Annotated in this window: 23 protein-coding genes; 15 read left to right on the forward strand and 8 right to left on the reverse strand. The window is 38.7% G+C overall.

Features of this window, described 5'->3' with window-relative positions; genetic code table 11:
* Positions 1–44: 44 nt before the first annotated feature.
* The gene (locus N0B48_RS05980) at positions 45–1,139 is read right to left on the reverse strand and encodes a PASTA domain-containing protein (RefSeq protein ID WP_259837460.1); all 1,095 of its coding nucleotides are present in this window, start codon (positions 1,137–1,139) and stop codon (positions 45–47) included.
* Positions 1,140–1,294: 155 nt separating this feature from the next.
* On the opposite strand from N0B48_RS05980, the gene N0B48_RS05985 reads away from it, so the two are divergent.
* From N0B48_RS05985 to N0B48_RS06000, 4 genes are all read left to right on the forward strand, one after another.
* On the forward strand, positions 1,295–2,278 hold the full coding sequence (locus N0B48_RS05985) for a D-alanine--D-alanine ligase (RefSeq protein ID WP_259837461.1): 984 nt from the start codon (positions 1,295–1,297) through the stop codon (positions 2,276–2,278).
* A gap of 133 nt (positions 2,279–2,411) precedes the next feature.
* Positions 2,412–2,876, forward strand: a complete 465-nt coding sequence (coaD, locus tag N0B48_RS05990) for a pantetheine-phosphate adenylyltransferase (RefSeq protein WP_223606769.1) — start codon at positions 2,412–2,414, stop codon at positions 2,874–2,876.
* Between the two features lie 28 nt (positions 2,877–2,904).
* Entirely contained in the window at positions 2,905–3,258 is a 354-nt protein-coding gene (locus N0B48_RS05995; protein ID WP_259837462.1) for a four helix bundle protein, read from the forward strand.
* A 50-nt stretch (positions 3,259–3,308) separates the two neighbouring features.
* The gene (locus N0B48_RS06000; protein ID WP_034729928.1) at positions 3,309–3,941 is read left to right on the forward strand and encodes a trimeric intracellular cation channel family protein; all 633 of its coding nucleotides are present in this window, start codon (positions 3,309–3,311) and stop codon (positions 3,939–3,941) included.
* Between the two features lie 68 nt (positions 3,942–4,009).
* Here N0B48_RS06000 and N0B48_RS06005 read toward each other — a convergent pair whose 3' ends face one another.
* Both N0B48_RS06005 and N0B48_RS06010 read right to left on the reverse strand, forming a co-directional pair.
* Positions 4,010–4,579 carry a hypothetical protein gene (locus N0B48_RS06005; protein ID WP_047454661.1) on the reverse strand — a complete coding sequence of 190 codons (570 nt, stop codon included), beginning with the start codon at positions 4,577–4,579 and terminating at the stop codon, positions 4,010–4,012.
* A gap of 75 nt (positions 4,580–4,654) precedes the next feature.
* A complete protein-coding gene (locus N0B48_RS06010; RefSeq protein ID WP_259837465.1) occupies positions 4,655–5,149 on the reverse strand; it encodes a dihydrofolate reductase in 495 nt (164 codons plus the stop codon).
* 73 nt (positions 5,150–5,222) lie between these two features.
* On the opposite strand from N0B48_RS06010, the gene N0B48_RS06015 reads away from it, so the two are divergent.
* The 5 genes from N0B48_RS06015 to N0B48_RS06035 all read left to right on the forward strand — a co-directional run bounded on the left by N0B48_RS06015 (position 5,223) and on the right by N0B48_RS06035 (position 9,649).
* Positions 5,223–5,828 (forward strand): LemA family protein, encoded by a 606-nt coding sequence (locus N0B48_RS06015; protein WP_034729922.1) that lies wholly within the window; start codon positions 5,223–5,225, stop codon positions 5,826–5,828.
* Positions 5,828–6,256 carry a TPM domain-containing protein gene (locus N0B48_RS06020; RefSeq protein WP_259837467.1) on the forward strand — a complete coding sequence of 143 codons (429 nt, stop codon included), beginning with the start codon at positions 5,828–5,830 and terminating at the stop codon, positions 6,254–6,256. The genes N0B48_RS06015 and N0B48_RS06020 overlap by 1 nt, the downstream gene beginning before the upstream one ends.
* A complete protein-coding gene (locus N0B48_RS06025) occupies positions 6,237–7,049 on the forward strand; it encodes a TPM domain-containing protein (RefSeq protein WP_259837469.1) in 813 nt (270 codons plus the stop codon). The genes N0B48_RS06020 and N0B48_RS06025 overlap by 20 nt, the downstream gene beginning before the upstream one ends.
* Before the next feature lie 188 nt (positions 7,050–7,237).
* Complete coding sequence (locus N0B48_RS06030; RefSeq protein WP_034729916.1) at positions 7,238–7,759, forward strand: NAD(P)H-dependent oxidoreductase; 522 nt, start codon at positions 7,238–7,240, stop codon at positions 7,757–7,759.
* Between the two features lie 3 nt (positions 7,760–7,762).
* Positions 7,763–9,649, forward strand: coding sequence for a monovalent cation:proton antiporter-2 (CPA2) family protein (locus tag N0B48_RS06035; protein WP_259837470.1), 1,887 nt, complete (start codon positions 7,763–7,765; stop codon positions 9,647–9,649).
* 1 nt (position 9,650) lies between these two features.
* Here N0B48_RS06035 and N0B48_RS06040 read toward each other — a convergent pair whose 3' ends face one another.
* Positions 9,651–10,478: a head GIN domain-containing protein gene (locus N0B48_RS06040; RefSeq protein WP_259837471.1), complete on the reverse strand. Its 828-nt coding sequence runs from the start codon at positions 10,476–10,478 to the stop codon at positions 9,651–9,653.
* Positions 10,479–10,537: 59 nt separating this feature from the next.
* Between N0B48_RS06040 and N0B48_RS06045 the strand changes: the two genes are divergently transcribed.
* Positions 10,538–12,679: a M3 family metallopeptidase gene (locus tag N0B48_RS06045; RefSeq protein ID WP_259837472.1), complete on the forward strand. Its 2,142-nt coding sequence runs from the start codon at positions 10,538–10,540 to the stop codon at positions 12,677–12,679.
* 442 nt (positions 12,680–13,121) lie between these two features.
* Complete coding sequence (locus N0B48_RS06050; protein ID WP_259837473.1) at positions 13,122–13,499, forward strand: YchJ family protein; 378 nt, start codon at positions 13,122–13,124, stop codon at positions 13,497–13,499.
* 43 nt (positions 13,500–13,542) lie between these two features.
* On the opposite strand, the gene N0B48_RS06055 is transcribed toward N0B48_RS06050, so the two are convergent.
* Together N0B48_RS06055 and N0B48_RS06060 are read right to left on the reverse strand one after the other, a co-directional pair.
* Positions 13,543–14,043 (reverse strand): FKBP-type peptidyl-prolyl cis-trans isomerase, encoded by a 501-nt coding sequence (locus tag N0B48_RS06055; protein ID WP_259837474.1) that lies wholly within the window; start codon positions 14,041–14,043, stop codon positions 13,543–13,545.
* 115 nt (positions 14,044–14,158) lie between these two features.
* A complete protein-coding gene (locus N0B48_RS06060; protein WP_259837475.1) occupies positions 14,159–14,410 on the reverse strand; it encodes a VF530 family protein in 252 nt (83 codons plus the stop codon).
* Between the two features lie 119 nt (positions 14,411–14,529).
* Here N0B48_RS06060 and N0B48_RS06065 point away from each other — a divergent pair, with 119 nt between their 5' ends.
* The 3 genes from N0B48_RS06065 to N0B48_RS06075 all read left to right on the forward strand — a co-directional run bounded on the left by N0B48_RS06065 (position 14,530) and on the right by N0B48_RS06075 (position 19,102).
* Positions 14,530–14,682, forward strand: coding sequence for a hypothetical protein (locus tag N0B48_RS06065; RefSeq protein ID WP_175548922.1), 153 nt, complete (start codon positions 14,530–14,532; stop codon positions 14,680–14,682).
* Positions 14,683–14,857: 175 nt separating this feature from the next.
* Complete coding sequence (locus N0B48_RS06070; protein ID WP_259837478.1) at positions 14,858–16,063, forward strand: metallophosphoesterase family protein; 1,206 nt, start codon at positions 14,858–14,860, stop codon at positions 16,061–16,063.
* Between the two features lie 3 nt (positions 16,064–16,066).
* On the forward strand, positions 16,067–19,102 hold the full coding sequence (locus tag N0B48_RS06075; protein ID WP_259837480.1) for an AAA family ATPase: 3,036 nt from the start codon (positions 16,067–16,069) through the stop codon (positions 19,100–19,102).
* 53 nt (positions 19,103–19,155) lie between these two features.
* On the opposite strand, the gene N0B48_RS06080 is transcribed toward N0B48_RS06075, so the two are convergent.
* Positions 19,156–20,181, reverse strand: coding sequence for an LLM class flavin-dependent oxidoreductase (locus N0B48_RS06080; RefSeq protein WP_259837482.1), 1,026 nt, complete (start codon positions 20,179–20,181; stop codon positions 19,156–19,158).
* A gap of 108 nt (positions 20,182–20,289) precedes the next feature.
* Between N0B48_RS06080 and N0B48_RS06085 the strand changes: the two genes are divergently transcribed.
* Entirely contained in the window at positions 20,290–21,096 is an 807-nt protein-coding gene (locus tag N0B48_RS06085; protein ID WP_259837483.1) for a hypothetical protein, read from the forward strand.
* A 287-nt stretch (positions 21,097–21,383) separates the two neighbouring features.
* On the opposite strand, the gene N0B48_RS06090 is transcribed toward N0B48_RS06085, so the two are convergent.
* Positions 21,384–23,525, reverse strand: a complete 2,142-nt coding sequence (locus N0B48_RS06090; RefSeq protein ID WP_259837485.1) for a S9 family peptidase — start codon at positions 23,523–23,525, stop codon at positions 21,384–21,386.
* Positions 23,526–23,761: the final 236 nt, after the last annotated feature.

Consider the following 23,761-nt stretch of genomic DNA (forward strand, 5'->3'; position numbering starts at 1 on the left):
AACATTTTGCAGTTGAAGCCTATATTTTATATAATAAATCGTTGTTATTCCACGACTACTTTTTTAGCCTTTGGCTTCTGAGCCGGTTGCTGAGTGGTTCCGGTGGTAGCCGGCTTATTTCCTGAACCCTGGCTGCTTGCTGCAGTGGATTTAGGTTTTTCAGCTGTGGTTCCCGCAGGTTTAGCTCCTGTCGCTGCACTGGTTCTGGCAGGTTCAGTTTTTGCAGGTTCAATTTTAGGAACTTCTTTTCTAGGTACTGGGACTGCTGTAGGCGGATCATAATTTGGCTCCGAATGGTTTGGAACTTCGTCATAATGCACCGGAGGCAATGAAGTGTCTACTTTCAGACGATAAATAGCATTCAGCTGATCAACTTTAGCCCTAAGCTCAGCAGGTGTTTTCTTACTGGCCCAAAGGTCGATCTGCATTCCCTGATCTCGTACATCTCCTGAAGCCGGATCCTGATAATAGATAATATCAGATTCATCCTTGCTTCCATCTTCATGCTCTACGAGTCCTATCTCAAACATGCTTTTCAAAATAACGGCTCTGGCTTCTTTTACAGAAAGCCCTACTACGCTAGGAATAGAAATGTTTCTCATAGGTCCGGATCCCACTACAACATCGATTACGGAGAATCTCGGAAGACGTGATCCCGGATTTACAGCATTACCTTTATATATTACTCTTAAAAGAGCATCTTTCTGAATACTCGGTTCGTAGATGGTATCACCAATCTTCAGACCTACCTGATCCAATCTCTGGAAAGCAAGTCCTGAATATTTATTGATCACATCCGGAACGGTAATTGGAGCCCAGGTTCTTGGGTTAACAACAATTCTTACCAGAGATCCCGGCTTTACGCGGGAACTGGATAATGGGTGCATCTTTAAAACCTGAAAAGGCTTATATTTAGGGTTATACTCTGCACTGTCTACTTCATATTCAAGGCCTGTATCCTCTAATATTTTTACGGCATCGTATACCGATTTATTAATAACATTAGGCACAGGAATTTCCTGACCGTGCTTGGTATGATATTCCAACCAGCGGAAAGTAAGCCACACCAACCCCACAAAAACACCGATGGCGACTACTAAATTCAGTAAAACTTTCCAATTGAAAAGTGATTTAAGCATACTTAAAAATACTTTAATTATAACGGCAAATATAGCTAATAATTTTAAATGTCCTTTTATTTAACACAATTCATTTTGAATTTTAAAATTTCTGAATTTCCCTTATTGCATTACATAAAATGATTAAATTTGCCTTAATTGATACTATAATGGTTATGAGCAAAAAAAGTGTTGCCGTTGTCATGGGAGGCTATTCAGACGAATATGTGGTTTCCTTAAAAAGCGGTCAGTTGATCTATGATTCTCTGGACAGAAATCTATATGACGTCTATAAAGTAGTCATTCTAAAAGATGAATGGTATTTTTTAGGGGAAAATGATAAAAAATATGAAATCAACCGAGGAGATTTTTCAGTGATATTAGACAATAACGAAAAACTGAAATTCGATGCGTGTTTCAACATTATCCACGGAACTCCGGGTGAAAACGGAATTCTTCAGGCCTATTGGGATGCCATCGGGCAGAAATATACCGGCTGTGATTTCTACCAAAGCGCTTTGACCTTCAATAAAAAAGATACTTTGGCAGTTTTGTCTAAATATGGAATTCCTTCCGCTAAAAGCATTTATTTAAGAAAAGGAGAAGAGATCAATACGGATGAAATCGTTGAAAGTCTTGGGCTTCCGGTTTTCGTTAAACCCAATCAATCCGGATCCTCTCTGGGAATTTCAAAAGTAAAAGAGAAATCAGAATTAATTGCGGCCACAGAAATCGCTTTCAAAGAAGATAATGAAATCCTGATAGAAAGTTTCCTTGATGGGATGGAAGTTTCTGTAGGTGTTATAGATTTCAAGGGTGAAACCATTGTTTTGGGAATCACTGAAATTGTACCTACCAATGAATTCTTTGACTACGAAGCTAAATATGAAGGTGCTTCAGAGGAAATTACCCCTGCAAGAATTGATGATGCTACCAGAATCAGAGTGGAAGAAATTTCAAAAAGAGCTTACAATTCCCTTGGTATGAGCGGTTTTTCAAGAAGTGAATTCATCCTTATGGACGGCATTCCTTATATGCTTGAAATGAATACCAATCCGGGATTCTCCCCAGCCAGCATCTTACCACAACAGGCAAGACATTATGGAATCTCTGTCACAGATTTGTGTGGAAATGAAGTAGAAAAAGCATTGAATAAATAATAGAAGTTAGAAATCAGAGGTTAGATGTTAGTGGATGGAAATTTGAAAAGAGGATACAGGCAACAACCCGAAACCCGTATCACGAAACTCACCACTTAACTCACACCCCATAACTCATCATAACACGTAAAACATGAAAATTGCTGTTTTCCCCGGATCATTTGATCCTATCACCCTGGGACATTATGATATTATTGAAAGAGCGGCTCCGCTTTTTGACAAACTGATTATTGCGATCGGGCAGAATTCCCAAAAAAAATATATGTTTCCCCTGGAAAAAAGAATGGAATTTATCCAGAATTCCGTCTCCGAATTTCCCAATGTGGAAGTTGACTTTTTTGAAGGATTAACGGTAGACTATTGCTTTGAAAAGGATGCACAATACATTCTCAGAGGCTTAAGAAATCCTGCCGACTTTGAATTTGAAAAAGCAATCGCCCACACCAACAGAACACTGGCCCACAAAAAACTGGAAACCGTATTCCTGTTAACCTCATCCGGAAAATCTTTCATCAGCAGCAGCATTGTACGGGAGATCATCAACCACGATGGGGAATATGAATTGCTGGTTCCTGATTCCGTTAGGGTAAAAAAATAAGTAATAGGTAATGAGTAATTTGGGAAATATGGATTACAATCAGATTTTTCGGGAAAGAACCAAAAATTTTTCTATCCTTGTGATTAAATCCCTCTCATCATTACCATATTCAGATGATATTTCGGTCATAAGAAAGCAAATCATAAGATCTTCCACTTCAGTGGCAGCAAATTACAGAGCTGTTTCAAGAGCAAGATCTGAAAAGGAAAAATTTGCTAAACTCTGCATTGTTGTAGAAGAAATTGATGAGACTCAACTCTGGCTTGAAATCATTGAAGAACTGGAATATCTAAGTCCTGAAAAATTGATACATTTAAAATCAGAATGTGAAGAACTTGTGAAGGTGATGACTAAGTATAAGTTTAAATTATCCCAAGTTTAAATGGCATAATTTTTATTACTCATTGCCCATTACCTATTACTCATAAAAATATGCATGAACAGTTCAATTTTGCCATAGAGGTACTCGGAACCATTTCCTTTGCGATGTCCGGGAGTTTTGCAGCGATGCAGAAACGCCTGGATCCGTTCGGGGTACTGATTATTGCGTTCGTCACTTCTGTAGGCGGAGGAACTGTAAGAGATCTCTTGCTAGACATTCCCGTTTTCTGGATGCATGATCTTTTAACCTGTGCACTGATCCTTGGAACAAGTATTTTTGCCATGATCTTCAAATCCATTGAAAAGAATTTCAAGGTAACTTTATTTATTTTTGACAGCTTCGGATTGGGATTATTTACCATTATCGGAGTTCAGAAAGGGCTCAACGCGGACATTCATCCATTGATATGTATCGCACTGGGAACCATTACCGGCTGTTTCGGAGGAATTATCCGGGACATCTTGTTGAACAGGATCCCACTCATCTTCAGGAAAGAAATCTATGCAACGGCTTGTATCGTCGGGGGATCTGCATTTCTTCTGATGACGAAGTTTATCCCGCTTTCTTATACACTTATACAGATCTTCACCATTTTACTGATTGTAGCCATCAGAACACTTGCCGTGAAATACCACTGGCAGATGCCTAAATTTTATGGGTATGATCATAATTCAGAGATGTGATGACTACATTGAGTTTAAAATAAAAAAAGCACCTGGATCAGGTGCTTTTTTCGTTTCGTATAGTGTTCTTAGAAGAATTTTCCTCTCTGTCTCATATTCGGGTTGTGCATGTGTTTCTGCATGGAAGGCATTTTCAGCTGATCTTTCATCATTTTGATCTGATCCGCCATCATTCCTGCCGTGTCTAATCTTTTAGCCTCATCCAGAAGCTTCTGCCCTTCCTGTTTTCTTCCTTTAGAAATGGCTGCTGCGGCAAGATTCAATGTTGCCATTGCTCTGTCGTGCTTCATATTCAGACCGTATTCCAAAGCTTTTTTCATCAGCGGTTCCACTTTCGCAGGATGTTCCTGAGCTTGGGTCAGTCCTTGTAAATAGTGGAAATATCCATACTGGGATTTATGAAGCTGCGCCTTATAATTGGTGATTCCGTTTAACCATTTTGAGGCTTTTTCCATATTTTGTTTTCTCAGCTGCCAGAAGGCAAGAAGGATATATTCATTTTTGATGAAAAGTATAATAGGCAGTGCTGCAAGAAGGAATACGACAATCCCCCAGCCCAGACTTCTTGTGAAAATCATCATATAAAGTCCTAAAAGGATAAGAACTGCTGCAATTACAATTTTTATGTACTTATTCATTGTTCAATTTTAAGAGTGCAAAGATAGAAAATTTAGAGGTTAGAAGCTAGAGGTTACGAATTAGAATTTTCATAACTATTCCGTCTTGATTCGCTCATATGTCTGAAAGGAGAAATCATATTCATTCTTTTCGTCTTTTTCATGAAAAACTTCTTCAGTTTTTTTCCAGACATTAGGATTGATCTTTGGAAAGAAAGTATCTGCCTGAAGATCAGCTTTCACTAAAGTCACTTCCAGTTTATCCACGATCTCCATGGTCTGTTCATAGATATTTCCACCGCCGATGATGAACACATTTTCATCAATTTTTTTGGCAAATTTTACGGCTTCCTTAATGCTTCCCACGATCAGAATACCTTCCTCAAACCAGTTTTTCTTTCTGGAAATAACAATATTCGTACGGTTTGGTAACGGTTTCCCTATACTTTCATAGGTCTTTCTTCCCATGATAATAGGATGTCCGGAAGTCATATCTTTAAAGTGTTTCAGGTCTTTCGGAAGATGCCACAGCAGTTTGTTTTCAAAACCGATCTCGTTCTTCTCACCCATAGCCACCACTATTGTTGTCATTCTAATAATTTTTTACAAAATTAGCACATAATTTGTATATTTGATTAGCACAAAAAATTAAAAAAAATAAACTATGAAAAATAAAGGCTGCCTGAGCGCAGGAACTATCGGTATTGCTCTGCTAATCATTGTAGGTGTACTATTCTTCTGGGGGAAAAACGGGTATAATAATTTTGTTTCGAAAGAACAGAACGTGAATTCCAAATGGTCTAATATTGAAACAGTATATCAGAAAAGGGCCAATCTTATTCCGAATCTTGAAAGAACCGTGAAATCCTATTCAAAATTTGAACAGGAAACATTAACGAAAGTGGTTGAAGCACGTTCTAAAGCGACTTCCATCCAAATCGATCCTTCGAATATGACAGAAGCTGATCTGGCGAAATTCCAGGCTGCACAGGGAGAACTTTCCGGAGCATTAAGCAGATTAATGGCTGTGGTAGAATCTTATCCGAATTTAAAAGCGGACCAGCAGTATATCAACTTCCAGAGAGAGTTTACAGCGATCGAAAACAGTATCAGAACCGAAACGGTTTATTATAACGACGCTGCCAAAGATTACAATACAACGATCAAAACGTTCCCGAACAATATTCTGGCGAACTTTACCAACTTTAAAGAAAAACCATTCTTCAAGGCTGAAGCCGGTGCAGAAAAAGCACCTGAAGTATTTAAATAATGAGCCGTTTTCTGACAAATCAGCAAATCACTTCTCTTGTGGAAGCGGTACAGTCGGCAGAAGAACATTCTACAGGCGAGATCCGTATCCATATTGACTCGAACACCGAGGCCCAAAATGCACAGACCGCATTTGAAGTTTTCAAAGAACTCTGTATGAATAAAACTGCCGACAGAAATGCTGTGCTTTTTCATGTGAATTTCGAACAGAAATATCTGACCATCATTGGCGATATCGGAATCCATGACAAAGTACACCAGTCGTATTGGGATCATCTCCACGACTATATTGCCGCTGAATTTGCCAAAGGAAATTATTATAAAGCTTTAAAAAGTGGCATCCTGGAAACCGGTCTTGAATTAAAAAAATATTTTCCTGTTCAGGGAAAAAATCCCAATCAGCTCTCTAATGAAATTACGTTCTCTTAAACTTGTATTTTCATTTTTACTCTTCTGCTTTTACACTTTTGTATCAGCACAATACACGATTCCGCAAAAACCTGCGGTTCTGTATCCTGTGTTTGATGAAGCAGGACTGTTGACGCAGCAGCAAAAAGATGAGCTAAACAATAAACTGATCAAGTTTGCAGATTCTACTTCTACGGAAATTGAAGTGATTATCATCCGTTCCACAAAAGGGGAAGATGTCAATTTTCTGGCAACCATGTTCGGTCAGCAATGGAAAATTGGAAAAAAAGATGTAGATAACGGGGTCGTTTTCCTTATTGCGACAGAAGACAAAACCATGTCTATCCAGCAGGGACGCGCTGTAGAACAGTATCTTACTGCTTCTGTGGCGGGACAGATCCTCGATTATATCGTCACGCCTAATTTCAGGCAGGGACAATGGTACGAAGGTATCAACCGCGGTACCTCAGCCATTATGGAGGCTGTTCAGGGGAAATTCAAACCTACGGAAACCTCAGCACCTTCAGGCAATGGAAGTGCTTTTAAAATTATTCTGATCGCCTTTGTCATTTTTATCATTCTCGCCTTTCTCTTCGGAGGTAAAGGCGGAGGACGTGGCGGCGGCAATAATGATGATGACGACGTGATTATCACCAGAAGAGGACGCAGAAATTATCCAGGTGGATTCTTCCCATTCCCGGGCAGCTTCGGAGGAGGTTTTGGTGGTGGAAGTTCCGGTGGCGGCGGAGGTGGATTCGGCGGCTTTGGCGGCGGAGGAAGCTTTGGTGGCGGTGGTGCTTCGGGTGGATGGTAAACAGAAATAACAAAATTCAATATAATCGGGCTGATAGCCCGATTTTTTATTTAATACGCTAAAATACCATCGTTTCTTTGCCTTATCTTAATGTTAAATTCAACTTTACATATTAAAAAATTAACAAAACCACTCAAAATCCGTCTTTTATCCAATTTTTTTTCGTTATATTTACTGAAAACAGGTTTATGAAGAAGACGCTGGTAGTTTTTGCACATCCCTATTTAGAGCACTCCAATTCCAACGTAGAGCTTTTTAATTTCTATGTCCGCCACCAGCATTTTACCCTCAGAGATCTTTACGAAGAATATCCGGATTTTCATATCGCGGCATTCAGGGAGAGAAAAAGGTTAAGAAATTATGACCGTTTTATTTTCCAATTCCCGCTGATCTGGTTCGGAATGCCTCCTTTATTAAGATTATGGATCGATGAAGTTTTCGACAGAGACTGGCTCAGAGAAGGCGAAACCAATCCTCTTGAAGGGAAAGAAATCTACATCCTGATCACCACCGGCGGAAAAGAAAGATCGTTCACTAAAACCGGGACATACCAATACACCGTGGAAGAACTGGTCAGCGGACTGATCGTATCCTTAAAGGTTTTCAAGGCGGATATCAAGCATATCAAGATCGTTTACGAAGCCAATAAACTGAGCAAAAAAGACATTATTTTACATAAAAAAGAATTTACAGAACTTCTCAATCAATAGCGTATGGAATCCAGCTTAGCGATGAATACATTACTTTTCTTAGGTGTAGCCATTATTATGGTTCCGCTGGCGAGAAAATTTGGACTAAGCTCAGTGATCGGGTATATTTTAGGAGGTATTATCATTGGTCCTTATGTTCTGCGTCTTACCGGAAAAGATGTCAATGATATTATGCATGCCAGTGAATTTGGAGTGATTATGCTTCTATTTTTAGTGGGACTAGAGCTCGAACCGCGGAAATTCTGGGAAATGCGGAAGAAAATTATGGGCCTCGGGCTGACGCAGATGTTGCTTTCTATTTCATTGCTGTTTCTCGTTTTCATTAGTGCCGGATGGAGAATAGACAAAGCTATTGCCATTGCGATGTGTTTTGCGCTTTCTTCTACCGCAATTGTACTGCAGACCCTTCAGGAAAAAAATAATTTTAAAACGATGGCTGGAGAAGCTTCGTTCTCTACCCTTCTTTTTCAAGATATTGCGGTGATCCCTATTCTGGCTATCCTCCCACTTATTGCTAATTACAAAGCCAGTCATCACGATAACGAAATTCAGATCATCATCCAGAAACTTCCGGAATGGCTGCAGGCCGGAACTGTAATTTTAGGAGTTGCCATTTTGATTCTTTTGGGAAGGTATGTATTTGTCCCTTTCTTACGATACGTTTCAAAATCCGGAATGACGGAATTGTTGACCGCTTCTTCCCTATTCCTCGTGATTGGGGTTTCAGAACTTATGGCTGCAATTGGTCTTTCTCCTGCTTTGGGAGCTTTCCTCGCCGGTGTCATGCTTGCCAACAGTGAATTCCGGCATGAGCTGGAAGCACAGATTAATCCTTTTAAAGGACTGCTTTTAGCGGTATTCTTTGTAAGCGTTGGGTCTACCATTAATTTTAATATCATTCAGCAGGATCCACTGTTTATTTTCTCTACTGTTTTTGCAGTATTGGCCGTGAAATTTTTGGTTCTGTATGGCATCGGAAAGTTTTTCAAAATCGATACCCCGCAGAGTTTGTTTTACGCTTTTGCTCTTTCTCAGGTGGGTGAATTTGCTTTTGTACTGATCAATTATGCTTCGGATCTTTATCTGTTAAGCCCTGAACTCAATGCACAAATGATGGCCGTTACAGCAATTACCATGTGCATCACTCCTATTCTTCTGATCATTAACGATCGGTTTATTACGCCTAAATTTATCAAAGAGATTCCTGATGAAGAGAACGATTTCAATATTCTGGACAATGATGTAAGCCAGAAGAAAATTATTATTGTTGGTTTCGGACACTTTGGAAGCACGGTAGGCCGTCTTTTAAAGGCAAATAAAATATCAGCAACCGTTCTGGACAGAGACTCAGATCGGGTGAAATTATTGAGAAGCCACGGTTTTAAAGTGTATTATGGAGATGCTACAAGAATTCCCACTTTAAGGGCGGCGGGTATTGAAGATGCTGAAATTTTAGTTTTGTGTCTCGATGACCGGGATGACAATAAATTCATTGCAGATCTCGTACGTGAACATTATCCAACGGTTAAAATTTTTGTACGGGCTAAGAACAGAATCGATGCCTATGATTACCTCAACAATGGTATTGAAAACATTTACCGTGAAACATTGGGAACCGCCGTGGATATGGCTGTAGATCTTCTTCATGAGACCGGGATGAGGAAATATGCGGCAAGACGTCTGGGACAAAGATTTATGGCTATAGACAAGGCATCTATCCGAAGGCTGTCCAAGGCAAAGGATGATGATGAAATCTTAACATTCACCACAAAAGAAATCCTCCAGCGTGAGGAGGAATTATTAGCTTATGATAATCTTAATTTTGATAATAGAAACTGGGAAGGCTCCTCGTCAGTAGATGACGATAATGACGAGGAAACTCCCAATTGATTTATTGAATACTGACGCTTCCGCCACTACTTTCCTGCTTGGTTATGTTTTTAAGCTCTCCTTTTTTGGAAACATCTACACTTCCTCCTGAAGAAGCTTCGGCATTCAGTGAATTCACAGCACTTACCTGAAGGCTTCCTCCGCTGGATGCATCAGCTTTTACATTGTCTGCAATAAGATCTTTGGCTGAAACACTACTGCCTGATGAAGAACTGATCTCGGTATTTTTGCTTTTCCCTGAAATATCAAGGCTTGCTGCTGAGGAAGCTTCAATATCAAGATCCACTGCCCATACTTTTCCTTTATAACTGCTGCTGCTTCCCGCTGAGATATCGAAATCATTGGCTTCAAGATCTCCAGAAACACTGGCTGCACTGGATATATCAATGCTTACTTTTTCCTGTGTGAATTTATCTTTTATACTGATGCTTGCTGCGGAATTGGCCGTAAGTTTTGAGAAATCTTTCGTGTAGATATTAGCCTTTACATTATGGCTGTTCATCACTCTGATACCTTTTTTGTAATGGATATGAAGCTTTCCGCCATCGTTGTCCACTAGGATCTCATTGATGATATTATCCGGTGCGGAAATCACCACTTTCTCTACGTCAGATTTGATCACCTCAGCATCGATAGCCTGAGATACTTCTATTTCGTCGAAATCTCCGTTAAATGTTTTCTCTTTAACCGGACCGCTGTCTTTGTCGATTACCTTGTCTACCCACCCGTTATCATTATTGTCATTATCATTGCTTCTTTTATTATGATTTTCATTGCATGAGGCCATCAGCGCGAAGGCTGATACCATAAAAAGAGTTGTTGATTTCATGTTTACTGCGTTTATAAATTAAGTTTTTAATATCTTTATACTTTAATAACAACTAATTTATGAAAAATATTTCATCGGTATTGTTAATTTCTGCGCTGGCACTTAACCAATCTTGTACTACAATGAAGAAAACCGATACTCAACAGGAAACTCCTGTTACCGATCCATCCTTATCTTCAAACCCTTTTATGAAGAAAAGCAAGCTTCAGTACGAAGCCCCGGAATTCGATAAAATTAAAAATGAACATTTCAAACCTGCTTTCGATTTTGGACTGAAACAGCATGATGCTGAGATCCTGAAAATCGCCAACAATCCGGAAGCTCCTACTTTTGAAAACACAATTGTAGCCCTTGAAAAAAGCGGCGAAGTTTTAAAAAGAGCCACTATTGTATTTTCCAATCTTACAAGCGCGAATACCAACCCTACCCTTCAGGCTTTAGATGAAGAATTTGCTCCTATTTTTGCAGCGCATTCCGATAAAATGTACCTGAATGAAAATTTATATAAAAGAATCAAGTCCATTAAAGAAGATGGTTTAGACTCTGAAGGAAAAAGACTTGTCCAGTTTTACAAACAAAATTTTGAGATTGCAGGGGCTAATCTTTCTGCAGCGGATAAAGAAAAATTAAAGCAGATCAACCAGGAACTGGCTTCACTTTCTACGCAATACGCCAATAAATTATTGGAAGCCAGAAAACAGGGCGGTGTATTTTTCTCTGATGCCAAAGAACTCGACGGACTTTCTGCCGATGAAATCGAAGCGGCAGCCACTGATGCTAAAACAGCAGGGCAACCGGGAAAATATCTTCTTGCCCTTCAAAATACAACGCAACAGCCACTTCTTCAGAATCTGAAAAACAGAACTACAAGAGAAAAGCTATTCAAAGCATCATGGCTAAGAGCTGAAAAAGGCGACGGAAATGATACCCGCGAAACCATTGAAAAACTGGCTAAGTTAAGACTTAAAAAAGCTCAGACTCTTGGAAAGAAAAGCTTCGCTGAATGGAAACTTCAGGACCAGATGGCTAAAACACCTGAGGCAGCTACGAATCTAATGAACCAGATCGCGACTCCTGCTGTGGAAACGGCAAGACGTGAAGCAAAAGATATTCAGGACCTCATCGATCAGCAGAAAGGTGGTTTCAAAGTAGAACCATGGGACTGGAATTTCTACGCAGAGCAGGTAAGAAAAGCAAAATATGACCTTGATGAAAACCAGATCAAACCCTATTTTGAAGTGACTACTGTTTTGGAGAAAGGCGTTTTCTATGCCGCTGAAAAGTTCTACGGACTTACCTTTAAAAAGAGAACCGATCTTCCGGTTTATCACCCAGATGTAGTAACATACGAGGTTTTTGACCACGATGGAAAATCTATCGCGATCTATTATCTTGATTTCTATACCAGAGATTCTAAGAATGGTGGTGCATGGATGAGTAATTTCGTTGAGCAGTCTTATCTTTTAGGAACAAAACCTGTGATTGTCAACTGTTATAATTACCAGAAACCGGCTCCAGGAAAACCTTCTTTAATTAGCTATGACGATGTTTCTACGATGTTCCATGAATTTGGACACTCTATCCACGGAATGTTTGCAAGCCAGAAATATCCATCACTTTCCGGAACAAGTGTTCCGAGAGATTTTGTGGAATTCCCATCGCAGATCAATGAGCACTGGGCTTTAGATCCTGTGGTTCTTAAAAATTATGCGATTCACTACGAAACAAAACAGCCGATTCCTCAGACTTTAGTTGAAAAAATTAAAAAGGCAGCTACATTCAACCAAGGATATATGACGACAGAACTTGTTTCTGCAGCAGCTTTGGATATGGATTGGCACACTGTAACAACTGAAAGTCAACTTATTCCTGTTCTTGACTTTGAAAAACAGTCATTGGCAAGCCATGGATTTACTTTAGCTACCGTACCTCCAAGATATCATACTCCTTATTTTGCACACATCTGGGGCGGAGGATACTCAGCTGGATATTATGCTTATTTATGGTCTGAAACGCTTGACAACGATGCATGGGAATGGATTAAAAGCAATGGCGGTCTGACCAGAGAAAACGGTGACCGTTTCAGAAAATACATTCTTTCTGTAGGAAATTCTGTAGACCTTAACCAGGCATTCAGAGATTTTACGGGACATGATCCGGATATCAAACCTTTATTGAGAAACAGAGGTTTTATAAAATAAATTTTACAGAGAAGCATCCGATTGGGTGCTTCTTTTTTTTATACGTTTTGGCTAAAGCCGGGGATATGATTGGATATTTCCTTTAAATGGGTTAAAACCCATTCCTATTGAATAAAAGATATGATGATTTTTGAGATGTTTCTTATGCCACGGGCTAAAGCCCGTTCCTATTCAACAAAGGATATTTCATATTCATTCTTTGTGAAGCATTCGTTTTTGGATGTTTTTTTTATTTAACGACAACTCACAAGAATATTTTCAATAAGAACACCATTATTCTCACGCAAATTTTGCGGATCATACAGATGTTTACGTTATAATTTTTCGTGTTATTTTAAATCTGTGTGATCTGCAAAATCTGCGTGAAGCAAGTAAAAAGTAATAGTTTTAGTGTTTTAATGAAATAAAAAATCACGTAAATTTGTGCTTTAAAATGTATAACATGAATTGTCCCTGCTGTTCTGGAAAATCTTATGAGGAATGCTGCAAGCCGTACCACACCGGAGAAAAGCATGCGCCTACTGCGGAAGCTTTGATGCGTTCCCGTTTTTCAGCATTCGCGATTCCGAACGGAAAATACCTGATCGAAACAACGTTTCCTTCAAAAAGGAAATACCACAACACAGAAGATCTGCAGGAATGGGGAGAAATTAATGAGTGGACAAAACTGGAAATTGTAGATAAGCCTTCCGTCAGTAAAGTTGAATTTAAAGCTTTTTATACGGATGAGGAAGGAAAGAAACAGCTCCATCACGAATTATCAAAATTCAAAATGATTCAAAACCGATGGTTTTATGTGAGTGGAGAATTTTTAGAATAGAGAAAAAAAATGTCCGGAATTTTTTCCGGACATTTTTTATAGTTTAGTGAGCTTCAGTTCCGTCAATTCCATGAGCGTGACCGTGCGTCAATTCTTCTTCTGTTGCAGGACGTGTATTTACAATTTCCACCTGGAAATCTAAAACTTTCCCAGCCATTGGATGGTTAAGGTCAGCGATTACTGCTTCAGGTGTTACCTCTACTACAAATGCCTGGAAATTATTTCCCTGACCATCAGATAAAGGTAAGATAGCTCCTATTGGAGGTACTCCTGATTCCTGAAACATATCGATAGGCAACTGCGTGATAGAGTTCGGATCCTGTTCTCCGTAAGCTTCTTCCGGCTGAATAACGAAAGCTGCTTTATCACCAGCTTTAAGGCCAAGGATATTTTGTTCAAATTTTGGAATCATCATTCCTACACCGTATAAAAATGTAAGTGGGTTTTCTGCTGTCGTTTCTTCTACAAGAATCTTACTTCCATCTTCTTCGATCGTGTGAAGTATGTAGCTTACTGCTACAACATGGTTGGTTTCAATTGTCATATTTTATCTTTTTTTTCGCGATGTTTTTCACGATTAACGGCACAAATATACTATTTTTGAAATGATTGACTGTTTAAAACCTGTTAAAACAAAAATCTCAAAACCGCATCTTTTTTTACTTTCCGTTTTTTGTTTCGTTTCGTTTTTTCTGTCTCAGTACAAAGAGATACAGACTTTCTACTTTCACTCTCGCCCAATCTGTTTTTCTTAAAAATTTCAGAGAAGAGTTGATGCTCGGATTATCTGTAAAGCACTTGATATTAATCTGCTCGCCAAGTTTCTCGAATCCTTCATAATATTCTACGAGTTCTTCAAGAATGGCATCGAGTCTTTTTCCGTGCAAAGGATCTTTTGATTTTTCTTCCATAACGCAGTAAAATTAAAATATTTTATCTGACTTAGCGACTAAAATTGTTTAAACTCCCAATCTTTAGTATTTTTGATGGGTGTATTTTTACCTAAAAACTATTCATTCCGAAAATAAATATGAGCAAAAATAACGAGGCAAACCGTCAAAAACATAAAAAGAAAATTGATCAGAAAAAACGTAAAATACAAAATGCAGAAGTAGAAAGAAAAGCACGTTTAAAACAGATCCGAGAAGATTTTAAAGCAAGAGAAGCCGATAATACGCTTTAATAATCATTACTATTTTAAACCCTGGCGGTCTCAAAACCCGTTAGATCAGAAACTGCCAATTGTCTTTTGCTACAAACATGGTTATTTTCCCAAATGTAATTTCTTGCTAGTTACAATGTAAACCTTATCTTTAAAATTACATTTCATATTTCCTTTAAACAATAATAGAATTTTCATGAAAATCCTCCACACCGCCGATTGGCATTTGGGAAAACGACTGGACCGGTTTTCCCGTCTGGAAGAACAGATTTCAGCAATGGAAGAGATCATCGGTATTGCTGATGAAGAAGACGTTGATCTTATTCTCGTTGCCGGCGATCTCTTTGATAATTTCATGCCTGGTGTAGAGGCTGCTGAACTGTTTTATAAAACCCTGAAACGTTTATCTCAAAATGGTAAACGTCCTGTTATCGCTATTTCCGGGAATCACGATTCCCCGAACATGATTAATGCCCCTGATCCTCTGGCACGGGAATGCGGAATTATTTTAATCGGTCATCCGAAAGCAGAAATTCTCCCTTTCGGGACCGAACATTTCAAGATTGTCAATTCAAAAGAGGGTTTTATAGAACTTGCATTTATAAATATTGATTTTCCGGTTCGGATTTTACATACTCCTTTTGCCAATGAAGTCCGTCTGAAAGAATATTTCGGTGAGAATAAAGAAGAAGAGATCAATAAGGTTCTTTCTGAAACCTGGAAAGAACTCGCAGATCAGTTTTGTGATACTTCCGGAGTCAACCTTCTGACCGCTCATTTGTACATGAATAAAAGAGGGGCTGAAATTTTAGAAGAACCGGAAGGTGAAAAACCTATTAAGATCGGAAATGCAGACCTCATCTTTTCGGATAGTATTCCGGATCAGATTCAATATACAGCATTGGGGCATTTACACGCCTTTCAAAATATCGGAACTCAGGAAAAGCCGGTTGTTTATTCATCTTCGCCACTCTGCTACAGTTTTAGTGAAGCAGGACAGACCAAGTATGTTTCAATCATTGAGGCGGAACCGGGCCAACCTGTCTCATTTGTAAAGAAACCTCTTAAAAGTGGAAGAAAATTGGTAAGAAAGACCTTTACTTCCGTTGAAGATACTGTTCAGTGGCTGACTGAAAACCCTTATACATTTATTGAGCTTACCCTGGAAAGCGAAACCTTTTTAACCGCTGATGAACGGAGAATGATCCATCAATCCCACAATGGTATCGTTCATCTAATTCCTAAGGTTAAAAGCAAAGGACTTACCGAGCAGGAAAATATAGAAATTAATCTGAATCAAGATATAGAACCTTTATTCAGAGATTATTTTAAGTCTAAAAATGGCGGTCAGGAAGCCAATGAAGAACTGATGAATTTGTTTAACGAAATTTTAAATGCCTAAGCCATGATACCTGTTCAATTAACGATCGAAGGTTTATATTCCTATCAGGAGCGCCAGACCATAGATTTTAAAAACCTTACCGATGCGGGGTTATTTGGTATTTTCGGGGCTGTAGGTTCCGGAAAATCATCAATACTTGAAGCTATTTCGTTTGCCCTGTATGGGGAGACAGAGCGTCTGAATATGCGTGATAAAAGGGCATATAATATGATGAACTTAAAGTCCAGCAGTTCTTATATTGAATTTGATTTTATCAATTATGAAAATAAACTGTTCCGGGCAACCCGGGATTTCAGACGAAATTCAAAAAAGTTCGAAGATGTAAAACCTTATTCTGTTACATTTTATGAAAACGTAGATAACAAATGGATTCCTCTGGATCATTCCAATGCGGAAGCCATTATTGGCCTGACCTATTCGTATTTCAAACGAACCATCATTATTCCGCAGGGCCAGTTCAAAGAGTTTCTGGAATTGGGTGCTGCAGAACGAACCAATATGATGAAGGATATTTTTAATCTTCAGCGCTATGATCTTCAGAATAATGCTTCTGCTCTGTACGGGAAAAACAGGTCCGAACTGGATCAGCTGGAAGGGCAGTTAAAAGGTTTTGAAGAAATTAATGAAGAAAATATTCAGCTTCAGAAAAACTATCTGGTGGAAGAGCAGAAAAAGTTCGAAGAATCCAATAAAAACTTTGAAGAGATTTCAACGACCTATCAACAGCTGAAAAATTTAAAAACAGATTTTGAAGGTTTAAAACAGAACAGAGAGAACTTTAACAAGCTATCTGAACACAAACCCCGAATGGATGCTTTGGAGATACAAACAGAGCTTTATGACAAAGTGTTCAGGATATTCAATCCTTTAATTACTGAAAAAAATAAGCTTTCCAAAGAAATGGAAGCCAAACAGATTGAAAAGGAGCACCAGATTAAAACTCTGCAGGAAACTGAAAAGGATTTTAAAACCATTACAGAACAGCTTGCCATTCTTGAGCCCCAGTTTAAAGCGTTGGAACAATCCAGAGCTCAGGAAAACGACCTGAATCTTATCGTAAAAATCCTGACCTTTTCCAATGAAATCAAAGCACTGAAAGACAGAACAAAAATAGGTTCTGAAAAAGTAAAGGAGGTAGAAGAAAACAGAAACAGTATTCAGAAAAAGATCGATACCCTTTCCAAAGATGCAGACATTCTGAAGGAACAAAAACTGGATTCGGTTGTACTTTCAGCTGTTGGAAACTGGTTTATTCAGCAGAAAAACTTCAAAAAATCGCAGCTGGAGCAGATCAGTAAGATTGAAAACCAACAGAAACAGATCACAGAAATTTCTGAGGAACTGAAGCATTTTTCTTTCCACGAAAACTTTAAGGAAGATTTCAGAAGTAAAAAGGAAGCGTTGGAAAAAAAGAAAAAGGAGCTTTCGCAAAAACAGGATCACTTAAAAATCCAAAAGGAATTATCGCGTTTTGCCAGTGAACTTCATAACGGTGAAGCATGCCCGCTTTGTGGATCATCTGAACATCCGCATATCGTGGAAATTCACGATGTCCATACTGAGCTGCAGGAAATCCAGGAGAATATTCATGCTGCAGAACAGGAGATCTTAAAAAATCAGACACAGGAAACTGAAATTGAAAAAATATTAGCCCGAAAAAAAATATTTGAAGAGCAGCTGGCCAACGAGCAGAAAGCATTGCTTGAGGTTCAGAAAGATATTGAGAATCACCTTCAGCATTTCGTCTGGACATCATTCAGTCCGGATCGTGAGGAAGAATTTGAGAAAAAACGCTCGGATTCTTTTGCTCTGGAAAAAAAGATTGAGGAAAACAGTCAGCAAGTTGCTTTGGAAAGGGAAACTCTTGAGAGAGAAACTAAGACCTTAGAAAAATACAGAAGTGCTCTGGAAACTTTCAGACTGGAAGAAGCTGCAAAACAGGAACAGATCAATATCAGCCTTTCCAATCTAAAGACGCTGGACTGGAACAGCTACGAGCAAAAAACCGTAGCAGAGGTTGAAGATGCTTATCACAAGCTATTACAGTTTAATACGGAAACGGAACAGAATTACCAGAAAGCATCACAACAGGAAAAAATACTTGCTCCTAAACTGGCAGAACAAAAAACAATCGTCACTCAATCTGAAAAACAGATTATTGAACTTGAAAAAGAGATATCAGAGAATAAGGAAGCGATCACTTTAGCACTAACGGAACAGAATTTTGCAGATTTTAAAGAAGCTGAACATATTTTAAGCCAGGAGATCAATGTACAGGAAGCCAGAGCTGAAATTCAAAAATTTAAAATCGATTATGAAACTTTAAAGAAGGTCATTGAAGGTCTGGAATTAAAGCTAAAAGGGCTTTCCTTCGATGATGAGCAGTTTTCTCTGGCTGAAAAACAGTTCACTGAAGCTCAGCATGATCTGAAACAGATGAATGATGCTGTTGTAAAAATCAGGTCCGAAATTGAACGACTGGAAAAGGAATTCCGGAAGAAAGAAGATCTGCTGAAGAACCTTGCCGGCCTTCAAAAGCGTTCTGAAAATTTAAAGCTGATGATGAACCTGTTCAAAGGAGCTGGTTTTGTACAGTACGTTTCCTCTATTTACTTAAGACAGTTGTGTGATCACGCGAATGTCCGTTTCCACAGGATGACAAGAAATCAGCTCAGTCTTCAATTGAATGAAAGCAATGATTTTGAAATCATCGATTATCTGAATGAAGGCAGAAGCAGAAGTGTAAAAACCCTTTCCGGCGGACAGGCGTTTCAGGTTTCACTGAGTCTGGCTCTTGCTTTGGCGGAAAGTGTTCAGTCCCATGCGAAAGCTGATAAGAATTTCTTTTTTATCGATGAAGGCTTTGGAACCCAGGATACGGAATCAGTCAATATTGTATTTGAAACCCTGACGAATCTGATGAAAGAAAACAGAATTGTAGGAATTATCTCTCATGTGGAAGAGCTTAAAGAAAAGATTCCGACGGCCCTTAATATTGTGAAGGATGAGGAAAGAGGAAGCCTGATTGAAATTGTATAAACTTTGAAAACCATAAAATAAACCTCTGCCGAATCACAGCAGAGGTTTATTTTTTATAGATCCTGAATAGCGGGTTTTACTTCATCCCCGAACAGTTCAATAGATTTCATCATGATATCGTGAGCAGGATCACCGATGTCCATATGTCCAATGAATCTTGTGATTCCAAAAATCTCTTTCATGTAGCTAATTTTATCAGCTACTTCTGCCGGACTTCCGATGAACAATGCTCCTTCTCTTGCTCTTCCGCCGTCATACTGCATTTTCGTGTATGGAGCCCAGCCTCTGGTTGCACCGATCCTGTCCATCTGAGATTTATAGTTATTGAAATATCCGTCCACTACAGCCTGATCATTGCTTACAAAAGTATGTGAATGAATTGCGATCTGCATTTTGGATATGTCATGTCCCGCTTTCTGATATTCCTGCTTGTAAAATTCTACCAGATTTTTAAACTGTACCGGCATTCCACCGATGATAGCTACCACCAATGGCATTCCTAATTTTGCTGCACTTAAAACAGATTGCGGAGTTCCACCTACTGCTCTCCAGATCGATAGTTTCCCATCGTTTTTGGCTCTCGGATAAACCGTTTGGTTCTGCATCGGTGCACGAAGTTTCCCTGACCACGTTACATTTTCTTCTGAATTGATCTTTAAAAGCAATTCTAATTTTTCATCAAAAAGTTCTTCATAATCATTCAGTGAATATCCATACAACGGAAACGATTCGATAAAACTTCCTCTTCCGACAAATATTTCAGCTCTTCCGTCTGAGATCAGATCTAAAGTTGAAAAATCTTCATATACTTTCACCGGTTCTGAAGAACTTAACACTGTAACTCCGCTTGCCAGCTTTATATTTTTGGTGATACTTGCAGCAGCAGCCAATACCATTTCCGGTGACGAAACTGCATAATCCGGACGGTGATGCTCACCCATCGCAAAAACATCAATGCCCACCTCATCCATTAATTTAACCTGATCCAGTATTTCACGGATCTTCACGCCTGCATTTCTATATTTTCCGGTAGCCTGATCAAAAGCCAGGTCCCCAAACATTCCTATTCCTAATTCCATATTTTTAGATTTTAGATACACAAAATTACGGATGAAAAAGCTCAAAAACATTGATGTTTGTTAAGATCGGTTTTTACCTATATTTGGTTTTTCCTATAATTATAAAAAATGAGACATACCCTAACAACGTTCTTACTTCTTCTGACCGGCTTCTGTTTTTCACAAAGCAAAACTGAAATCTATGTCATCGGCAACATCCATGACAGTGTGCCCAATTATCATCCTAAAATACTCTTCGATATACTGGATAAAGTAAAACCGGATATCATTCTTCATGAAGTGGACAGTCAGGGAATGAAAGATTACGAAAACGGTATTAAGATTACAGAAAACGAGATCAAAGCAAGCAATGCTTATCTGAAAAAATATCCGAAAACATTAAGATTCGCTTTTGATTTTGAAGGCAGGAATCAGTACAGAAAAGACAGAGGAATGGTTCCTACGGATAATTTATCGGTGAAGTTGATTGACAGTCTTTATAAAGCAAAACAACTGGCCCCTTCCGAAGTGAAAATCTATGAGAATTTCAACAATCTCACGAAAGACCTGATGAAGATTGCTGAACTATCACCGGAGAATTTTAATAATGTCACTACCGACCAGATCTCAGGAAAAAGACAGAATGCACAGTATTCCGAGCTTTTAAAGATCATTGAAGCAAGACCTGAATTTGCGAAAAGATTTGTTGTAAAGCCAAACGGTGAAAAGATCAGCTACAGAGACGGCTTTAAATTAATGTCCGGATTCTGGGATCTCCGAAACCAGACCATGGCTAAAAACATTTCCAAAATTGCAGAAACGCATCCCGGCAAAAAGATCGTTGTTCTTACAGGCTTTCTTCATCGGTACTATATTATAAAAGAACTAAAAAGAATCAATAACGGTAATTATGTGACAAAGGAATTTTATGATTAACCTGAACTCAGGTTGTAATTAGTTTGTTTAAAATTAAGGATTTAAGCATTATGTTTATTGTTAGGAATGAAGAAATAAATAAATTATTTTTTTTTAGGTCTTTAAGCATCAAACCTTTTAAGATCTTAATTTCTTAATGTTTAAAAAATTAAACAGCCTATTGATAGATAATCTCAAGTTAATGTACATCTTGTATTTTCGGCTCAATCCCCTTAAATCTGCGAGAAATTAAAAATACACCCTAATACTAAAAACAAAAAATCCAGCCTTTCGGCTGGATTTTTCTATTATTTCTTCAGATTCTGATCAAAGTAGTCTGTCACTTTCTGCATCAGGTGAACTCTGTCTTTCCCAATCACATTGTGCGGATGTCCCGGATAAGTAAAGTAATCCATTTGAACTCCATTGTCTACTGCCGATTTGATAAATTTAATGGAATGCTGCCATACCACCACATCATCCTGAGCCCCGTGGATCATCAGTAATTTCCCTTTTAGGTTCTGAACTTTATCCAACAGATTAGCCGTAGCATATCCCTGAGGGTTTTCCTGTGGTGTATCCATATATCTTTCTCCGTACATGATCTCGTACATTTTCCAGTCGATTACTGGTCCTCCGGCAACGCCTACTTTAAATACATCCGGCTTACGAAGCATGAAACTTGTCGTCATAAATCCACCAAAGCTCCATCCATGGATCCCCATTTTCTGAGCATCTACATAAGGAAGAGATTTTAAGTAGTCCACTCCTTTCATCTGGTCATTCATTTCTGTTGTTCCCAGGTTTCTGAAAACAGCCTGCTCAAACTTCATTCCACGGTTGGCAGAACCTCTTCCGTCCATGGTGAAGATAATGTATCCGTTTTGAGCCATATATTCGTACCATAGGTTTCCTGATGCCGGGAACGTATTCGTTACCAGCTGAAGGTGTGGTCCGTTGTACAGATAAACAATTACAGGATATTTTTTGCTTGCGTCAAAGTCTGTTGGAAGAATGATCTTTCCGTAAAGCGGTGTTCCGTCATCAGCTTTTAATTCTACATTTTTAATTTCAGGTCTCTGATAATTTTTCAATGTATTTTCTGCCGTAAGGATATTCGTAGATTTTGCCGTACTGGTATTGATAATGTTTATAGATCTTGGCGTACCCGCATTACTGTAGGTGTCGTATAAATAATTTCCATCGCTGCTTAAAACTCCTGTGTGTACTCCGGCTGCATCGTCCAAACGCTGCATTTTGAAGTTCGTCCAGTTGATTTTGTACAAATGTTTTTCCATAGGAGTCTCCTTCGTAGAAGTGAAATAGATCTCCTTTTTCTTTTCGTTAAAACCTAAAATATCAGTAACCAACCAGTCTCCTTTTGTAATCTGGGAAACGAGTCCTTTTTCAAGGCTATAGTGGAACAGGTGATTGTATCCGGTTCTCTGACTCTGCCAGATGAAGTCTGTATTGGAATTCGGGAAGAACGTAAGCGGATGCTGAGGCTCAACATATTTGTCGTTGCTTTCTTCAAATAAAGTTTTGATCAGATTTCCTGTAGCGGCATCGTACTGATTCATTTTTACATGATTCTGTCCACGGTTCAGAACGCCTACAAAGATGTATTTTGAATCCGGACTCCAGGTAACAGCTGTCAGATACTGATCTTTTTCACCTTCTATTTTCAGGAAAGTAGTTGATTGATTTTTAATATTATAAACACCCAAAGTGACCTCGTGAGACTTCTGCCCTGCCATTGGATATTTGATGTTGTGATTAACCGCTGGCGTTACCGACCAGTCAGTAACAGGATAATCTGCTACCATGGTCTGATCCATTCTGTAGAATGCTACCGCTTCAGAATTCGGAGCCGGGAAAATTCCAGTATCGATTCCGAATTCATTTCTGTGGACCGTTGCTCCTCCATTGATGATATTTTCATCAGAATCATTGGTGATAGCAACTGTTTTTCCGTTTTTATTGACATATAAATTGTTCTTTACCGTAAAGGCAAAAGTCTGGTTATCTCCAAACATCTTCACATTGGAAGCATTTCCTTCAACGGCAGATGACGTTTTCACTTTCCAGTCATTTCCGGATTTTTCGATCCAGACCATTTTGTCGTTGGCACTGAAATAACCGTTTGAACCGTTTGTAAATTTGATCTGAGGAACTGCTTTCAGTTTAGCATCGGAGAATGATTTGTTCAGCTGAGTTAAAGACACTAAAGTATCCTGCTTATTCGTCTTAAGATCGGTGATCAGATAACCGCCTTTTACAGCTTGAATGTAAGATTTACCATCCGCAGCCCAAGAAAATTGGGAAATATTTTTCACGGCAAGATTCGTTCTCAGTCCGTTTACTGCCTCTGCCATTGTGAATTTTTGGGTCTGAGCGAATACAGAACTACCCAAAACCAGCATCAATAAAGAAAATTTATGTAATTTCATTGTATAAAATTGAATCCCTCAAAAATAAGAAATAAAAGTCATCCGTTAATAAATGTTAAATTAAAACATTCATAAAACAGGATTAATGTATCGATAAAAATAAATTCTTAACTTAATGGTAGGAAATTAGGTGAATGGTGAATCGTCAATGGTAAATTTTATAGCAACCAACAATTGACCTTTCACTTGCGAAGCAAAATTCACCTTTCACAGTTCACATTCACACAAAAAATCAT

The sequence above is a fragment of the Chryseobacterium herbae genome (assembly GCF_025154075.1).
GTDB classification, from domain to species: Bacteria; Bacteroidota; Bacteroidia; order Flavobacteriales; family Weeksellaceae; genus Chryseobacterium; species Chryseobacterium herbae.

Coding starts and splice junctions, on each gene's coding strand:
- N0B48_RS06020 (WP_259837467.1), top strand. CDS start 5,828: ATGAGCCGTTTTCTGACAAATCAGCAAATCACTTCTCTTGTGGAAGCG.
- N0B48_RS05985 (WP_259837461.1), top strand. CDS start 1,295: ATGAGCAAAAAAAGTGTTGCCGTTGTCATGGGAGGCTATTCAGACGAA.
- N0B48_RS06055 (WP_259837474.1), bottom strand. CDS start 14,043: ATGACAATTGAAACCAACCATGTTGTAGCAGTAAGCTACATACTTCAC.
- N0B48_RS06005 (WP_047454661.1), bottom strand. CDS start 4,579: ATGAATAAGTACATAAAAATTGTAATTGCAGCAGTTCTTATCCTTTTA.
- N0B48_RS06060 (WP_259837475.1), bottom strand. CDS start 14,410: ATGGAAGAAAAATCAAAAGATCCTTTGCACGGAAAAAGACTCGATGCC.
- N0B48_RS06090 (WP_259837485.1), bottom strand. CDS start 23,525: ATGAAATTACATAAATTTTCTTTATTGATGCTGGTTTTGGGTAGTTCT.
- N0B48_RS06015 (WP_034729922.1), top strand. CDS start 5,223: ATGAAAAATAAAGGCTGCCTGAGCGCAGGAACTATCGGTATTGCTCTG.
- N0B48_RS06080 (WP_259837482.1), bottom strand. CDS start 20,181: ATGGAATTAGGAATAGGAATGTTTGGGGACCTGGCTTTTGATCAGGCT.
- N0B48_RS06030 (WP_034729916.1), top strand. CDS start 7,238: ATGAAGAAGACGCTGGTAGTTTTTGCACATCCCTATTTAGAGCACTCC.
- N0B48_RS06035 (WP_259837470.1), top strand. CDS start 7,763: ATGGAATCCAGCTTAGCGATGAATACATTACTTTTCTTAGGTGTAGCC.
- N0B48_RS05995 (WP_259837462.1), top strand. CDS start 2,905: ATGGATTACAATCAGATTTTTCGGGAAAGAACCAAAAATTTTTCTATC.
- N0B48_RS06040 (WP_259837471.1), bottom strand. CDS start 10,478: ATGAAATCAACAACTCTTTTTATGGTATCAGCCTTCGCGCTGATGGCC.
- coaD (WP_223606769.1), top strand. CDS start 2,412: ATGAAAATTGCTGTTTTCCCCGGATCATTTGATCCTATCACCCTGGGA.
- N0B48_RS06065 (WP_175548922.1), top strand. CDS start 14,530: ATGAGCAAAAATAACGAGGCAAACCGTCAAAAACATAAAAAGAAAATT.
- N0B48_RS06045 (WP_259837472.1), top strand. CDS start 10,538: ATGAAAAATATTTCATCGGTATTGTTAATTTCTGCGCTGGCACTTAAC.
- N0B48_RS05980 (WP_259837460.1), bottom strand. CDS start 1,139: ATGCTTAAATCACTTTTCAATTGGAAAGTTTTACTGAATTTAGTAGTC.
- N0B48_RS06010 (WP_259837465.1), bottom strand. CDS start 5,149: ATGACAACAATAGTGGTGGCTATGGGTGAGAAGAACGAGATCGGTTTT.
- N0B48_RS06025 (WP_259837469.1), top strand. CDS start 6,237: ATGAAATTACGTTCTCTTAAACTTGTATTTTCATTTTTACTCTTCTGC.
- N0B48_RS06000 (WP_034729928.1), top strand. CDS start 3,309: ATGCATGAACAGTTCAATTTTGCCATAGAGGTACTCGGAACCATTTCC.
- N0B48_RS06070 (WP_259837478.1), top strand. CDS start 14,858: ATGAAAATCCTCCACACCGCCGATTGGCATTTGGGAAAACGACTGGAC.
- N0B48_RS06085 (WP_259837483.1), top strand. CDS start 20,290: ATGAGACATACCCTAACAACGTTCTTACTTCTTCTGACCGGCTTCTGT.
- N0B48_RS06075 (WP_259837480.1), top strand. CDS start 16,067: ATGATACCTGTTCAATTAACGATCGAAGGTTTATATTCCTATCAGGAG.
- N0B48_RS06050 (WP_259837473.1), top strand. CDS start 13,122: ATGAATTGTCCCTGCTGTTCTGGAAAATCTTATGAGGAATGCTGCAAG.